Annotated in this window: 11 protein-coding genes and 1 pseudogene; 2 read left to right on the top strand and 10 right to left on the bottom strand. The window is 47.3% G+C overall.

What is annotated here, in order from left to right; all coding sequences use genetic code 11:
* Nucleotides 1-9: 9 nt before the first annotated feature.
* The 9 genes and pseudogenes from QUB61_RS40075 to QUB61_RS40080 form a co-directional block, all read right to left on the bottom strand.
* Nucleotides 10-159 (bottom strand): transposase, encoded by a 150-nt coding sequence (locus tag QUB61_RS40075; RefSeq protein WP_445300286.1) that lies wholly within the window; start codon nt 157-159, stop codon nt 10-12.
* Complete coding sequence (locus tag QUB61_RS25880) at nt 156-959, bottom strand: alpha/beta hydrolase (protein ID WP_333133094.1); 804 nt, start codon at nt 957-959, stop codon at nt 156-158. Before QUB61_RS25880 ends, QUB61_RS40075 begins: the two co-directional genes overlap by 4 nt.
* Before the next feature lie 275 nt (nt 960-1,234).
* On the bottom strand, nt 1,235-1,528 hold the full coding sequence (locus QUB61_RS25885) for a hypothetical protein (RefSeq protein WP_333133093.1): 294 nt from the start codon (nt 1,526-1,528) through the stop codon (nt 1,235-1,237).
* Between the two features lie 68 nt (nt 1,529-1,596).
* Nucleotides 1,597-1,737, bottom strand: coding sequence for a hypothetical protein (locus QUB61_RS25890; protein ID WP_333133092.1), 141 nt, complete (start codon nt 1,735-1,737; stop codon nt 1,597-1,599).
* 21 nt (nt 1,738-1,758) lie between these two features.
* Nucleotides 1,759-3,012, bottom strand: a complete 1,254-nt coding sequence (locus QUB61_RS25895) for a cytochrome P450 (protein WP_333133090.1) — start codon at nt 3,010-3,012, stop codon at nt 1,759-1,761.
* A gap of 37 nt (nt 3,013-3,049) precedes the next feature.
* Nucleotides 3,050-4,303 (bottom strand): cytochrome P450, encoded by a 1,254-nt coding sequence (locus tag QUB61_RS25900; protein WP_333190179.1) that lies wholly within the window; start codon nt 4,301-4,303, stop codon nt 3,050-3,052.
* A gap of 52 nt (nt 4,304-4,355) precedes the next feature.
* Nucleotides 4,356-5,594, bottom strand: coding sequence for a cytochrome P450 (locus QUB61_RS25905; RefSeq protein ID WP_333133087.1), 1,239 nt, complete (start codon nt 5,592-5,594; stop codon nt 4,356-4,358).
* A gap of 37 nt (nt 5,595-5,631) precedes the next feature.
* The gene (locus QUB61_RS25910) at nt 5,632-6,906 is read right to left on the bottom strand and encodes a cytochrome P450 (protein ID WP_333133085.1); all 1,275 of its coding nucleotides are present in this window, start codon (nt 6,904-6,906) and stop codon (nt 5,632-5,634) included.
* Nucleotides 6,907-6,922: 16 nt separating this feature from the next.
* A pseudogene (locus QUB61_RS40080) lies at nt 6,923-7,117 on the bottom strand (cytochrome P450); the annotation flags it as partial.
* A gap of 476 nt (nt 7,118-7,593) precedes the next feature.
* Between QUB61_RS40080 and QUB61_RS25915 the strand changes: the two are divergent.
* Complete coding sequence (locus QUB61_RS25915) at nt 7,594-8,262, top strand: MotA/TolQ/ExbB proton channel family protein (protein ID WP_333133083.1); 669 nt, start codon at nt 7,594-7,596, stop codon at nt 8,260-8,262.
* Nucleotides 8,240-8,647: a biopolymer transporter ExbD gene (locus QUB61_RS25920; RefSeq protein WP_333133082.1), complete on the top strand. Its 408-nt coding sequence runs from the start codon at nt 8,240-8,242 to the stop codon at nt 8,645-8,647. The genes QUB61_RS25915 and QUB61_RS25920 overlap by 23 nt, the downstream gene beginning before the upstream one ends.
* 84 nt (nt 8,648-8,731) lie before the next feature.
* On the opposite strand, the gene QUB61_RS25925 is transcribed toward QUB61_RS25920, so the two are convergent.
* The coding region (locus tag QUB61_RS25925) for a hypothetical protein (RefSeq protein WP_333190181.1) at nt 8,732-8,948 on the bottom strand (217 nt) is incomplete at its 5' end.

Below are 8,948 nucleotides of genomic sequence, written 5' to 3' on the forward strand. Positions count from 1 at the left end.
GTGGTGTAGCTATTTGCGAATTCTACTTTTCAACCAAGCCGAGCATTTCTCTATGCGGTTGAACTCAGGCGAACAGAGGGGGAGATAGACCACTTGGACACCATCCGCTTCAAGCAACAGGGCAGTAGTTATTCCTGTGTGGATTGTAGGATGGGTTATCTGTGCTTCGCCAGAAAATTAAGCATGACCTTCGCTACAGTATCGGCCGACTCTACCACAAAAGCGTGACCACCTTGCTCGAGGATAGCTAGTTCAGCATTGGGTATACCTTGAGCTAGTTGCTCCGAAAATTTGACCGGAGTAAGAAGGTCTTCTTTGCCAACCATAACGAGTGTAGGGCAATGAATGTTTGCAAGGCGATCGCTGGTATCACTGCCAAGAATAGCTCGGCTTTGGTGATATAGTCCATGAGGTGTCGGTCCAAATGGTTGATTCTCAATCCAGGTGATGAGTTGTTCCATTACCCCTGGAATCGAGTAAAACGCCTCGGTAAACAGCCAAGGCAAGATAACCCTCTGATAAAGCGTTCCCTCTAATTTCTGTGTCAAGTCGCCAAACAATTTGATGAGTGAATTAAACTTTTCATCTCCCTTTGCACAAGAAGAGAGAAGTATCAAACTTTGGATTTTTTCTGGATATGCCAAAGCCAGTTCTTGAGCAATCTGTCCACCCATTGAATGACCTGCCACATGGACTTGAGAAATGCTCAAGTAATCCAACAGCGCCGCTGCATCAGCCGCCATTTGTTTGATGCTGTAAGGACTGTCTGGCGCTTCACTTTGCCCAACTCCTCGGTTATCAAAGCGAAGCACCTGATACTGCTTAACTAGCGATCGCATCATTGCAGCCCAAGTTGAACTGTCACTGTCAAACCCCGCTATCAGCAGTAATAACTCGTTTTCGCTGGAACCTTGAATGTTGTAGTACAAATCAATTCCGTTGACCTGAATTACTGACACAGGCTTTTCTCGATACTATAGACTTCAATTGCTTGCATCACTTTCTGGCCCAAGTGATAACTGTAAGGTTTTGCCATGACAGGTTGCAGGGAGACTACTACTGTATAGTCTATGTCCTAATGAAACTGGCAACAGCTATAAAGCTAAAAATCGCAGCTTAAGTTGATAATGCCTTTACTGTGCCTGCGAGGATCGGACAAGCGTTCCTCGAACACCAAACTCATGCAAACTACGCAACTTGTCAGCAACAGTCTCGACGAAACGTGGCGACTGTACTAAATCTCCAAAAATCTCAAATATGCTGAGCGACGATTGTTTGGTGCAAACAGGTATCGAGCGATCGAACCGATGATTCGAGCCCGATCGCCTGAGGGCGATCGCTCAACTAAGGTATACAAACAATCTTGGGATTGAAGCGCCTCCCGCATCCGCCTGTCACAGTCATAGTCCAGCAATCCCACACCACAGATTCCCCAATCACTACCAGGATTCTGATGGAAATAATCATCGAGATAAAGCGCTTGGTGCGATCGATGAAATCCACCAACCCCAATAAGCTGTTGCGGCATTTAAATTGTCTGTCAAAAAAAATCAAAGTCTTGTGGGGTGGGCGTCCCGCCCGCCCTGAATATACAATTTAAATGCGCGACAGCTTAGGCACAATTCCATTAGTAATTCGATCGCGATCGTACTTGGGTATGCGAACGTTTTCAGGTAAACGAGATAGGGATGCTTCATTCACCTTGATTGTTGAGCCTGTGCTGATATTGCTGTTCATTCTTATTTAAGGATGATGGTATCACTTAAGACAAGCGTCGAACTTTACGGGTAGCGAATCGAACCCCTTCAAGATTAGAATTAAATGTTTTGTGGGAATAGCTTGTTTATCCGGATCGAAGCTGAGATTCGGTAGCCTTCTAAGTAATGTGCTCAAGCAAATAGTTAACTCCATGCGAGCTAAAACGGCTCCCAGACAAAAGTGAATTCCTGAACCAAACCCAAGGTGTTCGTTGGGCGTGCGTGTAATATCGAAAACCTCCGGTGAGTCAAACTTCTCGGGGTCATGATTGGCCGCCCCAAGCCCCAGTGCGATGATGCTACCCGCCGTAATGTTCTTACCGCCAATCGTCAGGTCTTGCTTGGCAATCCTAAAGAAAAAAGGAAGCGAGGTATCGAAACGGATCATTTCTTCGACAGCGCTATGGATCAGAGAAGGATGTTTTTTCAGTTTTTGCAGTTGGTTTGGATGAGACAGCAGTGCATTCACCCCATTGGCAATCTGGTCTGTGGTGGTCAACATACCTGCATTTAAGATCTGAATGCATACAGATGGGAGTTCCTCAAGATTAAATCCCTGCTCTTGGTAGGCCACACTCAGCAGGCTAATCATGTCAGTTCCCGGTTGCCGGCGCCGTTGTTCAACCAGTTGCCCGATTAGTGCAGAAAACTGTACGGCTGCCTTGTCTGCCTTGCGTGCCATTTCTTCAATTTCAATATTTGAGCCGCCCGCTGCGCCAAATATTCGGCTTATATCCATTGCCCATTCGAGCAGGTTCGCTGTGTCGGTTTCTGGCACACCAAATATCTCAGGAATAATGAACCCTGGTAGTGGTACCGACAAATCCGATACAACATCCATGCCGCCGTGATTTTGAACGTTATCCAACAATCGCTCCGTGGTGTTCTCGATAATCGAGCGCCAGCTTTCTATGGCACGAGTTGTAAATCCCTGCTGGGCTAACTTCCGCAGTCGGGTGTGCTCCGGTGGATCTTTCTCACCTATCCAGTTTGATGTCAGAGCGAGGAAATTCTGGATCTCTTTGACATCCAAAGAACCTAACTGATTGATATACAACGGTGTGCGGTCTGAACTCAAACGCTCATCCCGTAGAGCCGCCTCAACATCTCTATAGCGTGTCAAAATCCAGTAGCCTCCAGACTCACAATAGTGAACGGGGTCTTCAGAACGCATCCGTTTGAAGAGTGGATAGGAATTCACCAAAGCTTCGGGTGCAAACAGATCGTAGGTTGGCTCCTTGGCAAATGCTGGCATATGTTTGTGTTGTTAATTCATTTGCAAGATGATGGTATCACTTAAGACTAGCGTCGAACTTTACCCGTAGCGAATCGAACCCCTTCAAGATCAGAATTGAATGTTTTGTGGGAATAGCTTGCCGATCCGGATCGAAGCTGAGATTCGGTAGTCTTCTAAGTAATGTGGTGAAGCAAATAGTTAACTCCATGCGAGCTAAAGCGGCTCCCAGACAAAAGTGAATGCCTGAACTAAACCCAAGGTGTTCGTTGGGCGTGCGTGTAATATCGAAAACCTCCGGTGAATCAAACTTCTCGGGGTCATGATTCGCCGCCCCAAGCCCCAGTGCGATGATGCTACCCGCCGCGAGCTCCTTACCGCCAATCGTCAGGTCTTGTTTGGCAATCCGAAAGAAAAAAGGAACCGAGGCATCGAAACGGAGGATTTCTTCGACAGCGCTATGGATCAGAGAAGGATTTGTTTTCAGTTTTTGCAGTTGGTCCGGATGACACAGCAGTGCATTCACCCCATTGGCAATCAGGTCTGTGAGGGTCAACAGACCTCCTATTAAGATCTGAACGCATACAGATGGGAGTTCCTCAAGATTAAATCCCTGCTCTTGGTAGGCCACACTCAGCAGGCTAATCATGTCAGTTCCCGGTTGCCGGCGCCGTTGTTCAACCAGTTGCCCGATTAGTGCAGAAAACTGTACGGCTGCCTTGTCTGCCTTGCGTGCCATTTCTTCAATTTCAATATTTGAGCCGCCCGATGTGCCAAAAAGTGTGACTATATCCCTTGCCCATTCGAGCAGGTTCGCTCTGTCGGTTTCTGGCACGCCAAATATCTCAGTAATAATGAACCCTGGTAGTGGTACCGACAAATCCGATACAACATCCATGCCGCCGTGATTTTGAACCTTATCCAACAATCGATCCGTGGTGTTCTGGATAATAGAGCGCCAGCTTTCTATGGCACGAGTTGTAAATCCCTGCTTGCCTAACTTCCGCAGTCGGGTGTGCTCGGGTGGATCTTTCTCACCCATCCAGTTTGATATCAGAGCGAGGAAATTCTGGATCTCTTTGACATCCAAAGAACCTAACTGATTGATAAACAACGCTTTGCGGTCTGAACTCAAACGCTCATCCCGTAGAGCCGCCTCAACATCTCTATAACGTGTCAAAATCCAGTAGCCTCCAGACTCACAATAGTGAACGGGGTCTTCAGAACGCATCCGTTCGAAGAGTTGAGAGGAATTGGCCAAAGCTTCGGGTGCAAAAAGATCGTAGGTGGGCTCGTTGGCGAATGCTGACATATTCTTGTGTTGTGAATTCATGTGCAAGATGATGATATCACTTAAGACGAGACTAGAACTTTACGGGTAACGAATCGAACCCCTTCAAGATCAGAATTGAATGTTTTGTGGGAATAGCGTGCCGATCCGGATCGAAGCTGAGATTCGGTAGTCTTCTAAGTAATGTGGTGAAGCAAATAGTTAACTCCATGCGAGCTAAAACGGCTCCCAGACAAAAGTGAATGCCTGAACTAAACCCAAGGTGTTCGTTGGGCGTGCGTGTAATATCGAAAACCTCCGGTGAGTCAAACTTCTCGGGGTCATGATTGGCCGCCCCAAGCCCCAGTGCGATGACGCTACCCGCCGTAATGTCCTTACCGCCAATCGTCAGGTCTTGTTTGGCAATCCGAGAGAAAAAAGGAACGGAGGTATCGAAACGGATCATTTCTTCGACAGCGCTATGGATCAGAGAAGGATTTTTTTTCAGTTTTTGCAGTTGGTCCGGATGAGACAGCAGTGCATTCACCCCATTGGCAATCAGGTCTCTGGTGGTCAACAGACCTCCATTTAAGATTTCAATACATCGAGATGGGAGTTCCTCAAGATTAAATCCCTGCTCTTGGTAGGCCACACTCAGCAGGCTAATCATGTCAGTTCCCGGTTGCCGGCGCCGTTGTTCAACCAGTTCCCTGATTAGTGCAGAAAACTGTACGGCTGCCTTGTCTGCCTTGCGTGCCATTTCTTCAATTTCAATAGTTGAGTCGCCCGCTACGCCAAAAAGTGTGACTATATCCGTTGCCCATTCGAGCATATTCGCTCTGTCGGTTTCTGGCACGCCAAATATCTCACTAATAATGAACCCTGGTAGTGGTACCGACAAATCCGATACAACATCCATGCCGCCGTGATTTTGAATTTTATCTAACAATCGATCCGTGGTGTTCTGGATAATAGAGCGCCAGCTTTCTATGGCACGAGTTGTAAATCCCTGCTTGGCTACCTTCCGCAGTCGGGTGTGCTCGGGTGGATCTTTATCAACCATCCAGTTTGATGTCAGAGCGAGGAAATTCTGGATCTCTTTGACATCCAAAGAACCTAACTGATTGATAAACAACGCTTTGCGGTCTGAACTCAAACGCTCATCGTGTAAAGCCGCCTCAACATCTCTATAGCGTGTCAAAATCCAGTAGCCTCCCGACTCACAATAGTGGACGGGGTCTTCAGAACGCATCCGTTTGAAGAGTGGATAGGAATTGGCCACAGCTTCGGGTGCAAAAAGATCGTAGGTGGGCTCGTTGGCGAATGCTGACATATTTTTGTGTTGTGAAATCCTTTGCAAGATGATGGTATCACTTAAGACTAGCGTCGAACTTTACCCGTAGCGAAGCGAACCCCTTCAAGACCAGATTTGAATGTTTTGTGGGAATAGCTTGTTTATCCGGATCGAAGCTGAGATTCGGTAGTCTTCTAAGTAATGTGGTCAAGCAAATAGTTAAGTCCATGCGAGCTAAAACGGCTCCCAAACAAAAGTGAATTCCTGAACCAAACCCAAGGTGTTCGTTGGGCGTGCGTGTAATATCGAAAACCTCCGGTTCCTCAAACTTCTCGGGGTCATGATTCGCCGGCCCAAACCCCAGTGCGATGACGCTACCCGCCGTAATGTCCTTACCGCCAATCGTCAGGTCTTGTTTGGCAATCCGAGTCAAAAAAGGAACGGAGGTATCGAAACGGAGGATTTCTTCGACAGCGCTATTGATCAGAGTCGGATTTGTTTTCAGTTTTTGCAGTTGGTCCGGATGAGACAGCAGTGCATTCACCCCATTGGCAATCTGGTCTGTGGTGGTCAACAGACCTGTATTTAAGATTTCCATACATAGAAATGGGAGTTCCCGATCGTTAAATCCCTGCTCTTGGTAAGCCACACTCAGCAGGCTAATCATGTCGGTTCCGGGCTGCCGGCGCCGTTGTTCAATCAGTTGCCTGATTAGTGCGCAAAACTTTACGGCTGCCATGTCTGCCTTGCGTGCCAATTCTTGCATTTCAATAGTTGAGCCGCCCGCGGCGCCAAAAAATGTGCCTATATCCCTTGCCCATTCGAGCATGTTCGCTCTGTCGGTTTCTGGCACGCCAAATATCTCAGTAATAATGATCCCTGGTAGTGGTACCGCCAAATCGGATACAACATCCATGCCGCCGTGATTTTGAACGTTATCCAACAATCGATCCGTGGTGTTCTGGATAATACAGCGCCAGCTTTCTATCGCACGAGTTGTAAATCCCTGATTGGCTAACTTCCGCAGTCGGGTGTGATCGGGTGGATCTGTATCAACTATCCAGCTTGATGTCATATTGAGGAAATTCTGGATCTCTTTGACATCCAAAGAACCTAACTTATTGATAAACAACGCTGTGCGGTTTGAACTCAAACGCTCATCGCGTACAGCCGCCTCAACATCTCTATAGCGTGTCAAAATCCAGTAGCCGAGAGCTTCGCTATAGTGAACGGGGTCTTCTGAACGCATCCGTTTGAAGAGTGGATAGGAATTGGCCAAAGCTTCGGGTGCAAACAGATCGTAGGTTTGCTGGTTGGCGAATGCTGACATATTCTTGTGTTGTGAATTCATTTGCAAGATGATGGTATCACTTAAGACTAGCGTCGAACTTTACCCGTAGCGAGTCGAACCCCTTCATGACCAGATTTGAATGTTTTGTGGGAATAGCTTGTTTATCCGGATCGAAGCTGAGATTCGGTAGTCTTCTAAGTAATGTGGTCAAGCAAATAGTTAAGTCCATGCGAGCTAAAACGGCTCCCAGACAAAAGTGAATGCCTGAACCAAACCCAAAGTGTTAGTTGGGGGTGCGTGTAATATCGAAAACCTCCGGTTCCTCAAACTTCTCGGGGTCTTGACGGGGTGACAATGCCTGTGGAACCTTGATGGTAAAAGCATTAAAGCCCCTGAATCTCAAAAAAGATAGCAGATTATTGACAGGCTTATTGACTCATAAGATCGTCCGAGAGATCCTTGAACCTGATTCTCTACGATCGCCACTCTCTTTTCTTGAGTCACGGCAGCGAAGATCCTTTCGCTCGGTCACTCTACTCAAAACCTTGACGCAGCCTTGCTTTCAACCTGCTTGTCACCCCGTCAATATCGGCTGGCGTTGATTCAAGATGATGCCAATTTCCTCCTATTGCCTTGGAAGACTCAAATTCATCTGCCTTTGGTATTGGATTTTTTATTGAGATAGATTATCATCAGTGCTGTTGAGCTAAATTGCTGGCACTGCCAGCGGTCAATTAGGAGAAGTGGATGAATTTTTCAGCAATACGCGAACAATTCTTGGCAGGCGGTCTTGTCATGTGGCCGCTGCTGCTTTGTTCAATTCTATCGGTAACGCTGGCGAGCGAACGCGCCCTATTCTGGAGCAGAATTTACAGACGACAAAAGCAAGTTGCTCATGATGTTTTGCGGCTCTATCAACTCAATAACATGGTGAGTGCGATCGATAAGCTCAAGCAGAATGTTGACTTACCGATCGCCCGCATTTTCCTCGGCACGTTGCAGCTTGAAGAGGCGACACCTGAAGAATTTATTCTAGCGCTAGAAACCGAGGCAAAAATCGAAATTCCGCTACTGAAGCGGTTCAATCATATTTTTGACACGATCGTTGCGCTAGCACCATTGCTCGGTCTTCAAGGCACAGTATTTGGGCTAATGACCACATTTGCCTCGATTAATATTGGCAACCTTGCAGCGACAAATAAATCGGGTTTGACCGCAGGCATTAGCGAAGACTTGCCCACCACTTCTGCCGGATTACTGGTGGGCATTATCACTCTGACATTTTCCAGCATTTACCGGGGCTTATATCAGCGCGAAGTTAGCCGAATTGAAGAATATGGAGGGCAGCTAGAACTGCTCTATCGTCGTCATTATCGAACTGCACAAAAAGAGTATGAACCTACCCAAAGACCCTGAAATTCCTCCACAAATTAATATTGTGCCGCTGATTGATGTGGTGTTCTCGCTGCTCACATTTTTCATTCTCTCTAGCTTGTTCTTAAGCAGCCCTGAAGGACTGCCTGTGAATTTGCCCAAAGCGACTTCGAGCCAGCCGACACAGACAACGAACCGAGTCACGATCGCGATTGATTCAAAAGGACAAGTCAGTCTCGATCGTCAGCCCACAACGGTAGAGGCTTTGCCCGCACAACTGAGCGCCTTAGCTGCTACTCGTCAAGACCTGATTGCCGTGATTAACTCTGACGAAAGCGTTAATTTTGGCTTGGCTGTAGCCGTTATGGATCGGGTGCGGCAGGTTAAAGGAGTTAAACTAGGCATTGCGACTCGCAGACCCGGATGACCTGTCAGCCTAAAATGCTCTGTGAACTACCACGCTTCATTTCTACCAATAGAAGCGCGGCATCCAGATTCGCGAAGGCTGGATTCATAAGGTGAAGCGTTCGATGGCTGAGAATTCTTGATATTGAGCAACGCCATTTTTCACCATCCTAACTAAGGGCATCAAGCGATGCCTGATGCCCCGTGTCTTTAGACTGGGGTTGCTGATAATAGGCCGATAAGATCGGGTGCATCTCACTTTGGCACATACATCAAATTGAAAGTTGACCGTTGAGATAAGCACAGCGAAGAGCAAGGATAGA

It is taken from the genome of Microcoleus sp. C2D2 (genome assembly GCF_036702495.1).
Taxonomy (GTDB): domain Bacteria; phylum Cyanobacteriota; class Cyanobacteriia; order Cyanobacteriales; family Microcoleaceae; genus Microcoleus.

Excerpts from the sequence above, each read along its gene's own strand:
- QUB61_RS25890 (WP_333133092.1), bottom strand. The coding sequence starts at position 1,737 with ATGAACAGCAATATCAGCACAGGCTCAACAATCAAGGTGAATGAAGCA.
- QUB61_RS25900 (WP_333190179.1), bottom strand. The coding sequence starts at position 4,303 with ATGTCAGCATTCGCCAACGAGCCCACCTACGATCTTTTTGCACCCGAA.
- QUB61_RS25905 (WP_333133087.1), bottom strand. The coding sequence starts at position 5,594 with ATGTCAGCATTCGCCAACGAGCCCACCTACGATCTTTTTGCACCCGAA.
- QUB61_RS25910 (WP_333133085.1), bottom strand. The coding sequence starts at position 6,906 with ATGAATTCACAACACAAGAATATGTCAGCATTCGCCAACCAGCAAACC.
- QUB61_RS25920 (WP_333133082.1), top strand. The coding sequence starts at position 8,240 with ATGAACCTACCCAAAGACCCTGAAATTCCTCCACAAATTAATATTGTG.
- QUB61_RS25885 (WP_333133093.1), bottom strand. The coding sequence starts at position 1,528 with ATGCCGCAACAGCTTATTGGGGTTGGTGGATTTCATCGATCGCACCAA.
- QUB61_RS25895 (WP_333133090.1), bottom strand. The coding sequence starts at position 3,012 with ATGCCAGCATTTGCCAAGGAGCCAACCTACGATCTGTTTGCACCCGAA.
- QUB61_RS25915 (WP_333133083.1), top strand. The coding sequence starts at position 7,594 with ATGAATTTTTCAGCAATACGCGAACAATTCTTGGCAGGCGGTCTTGTC.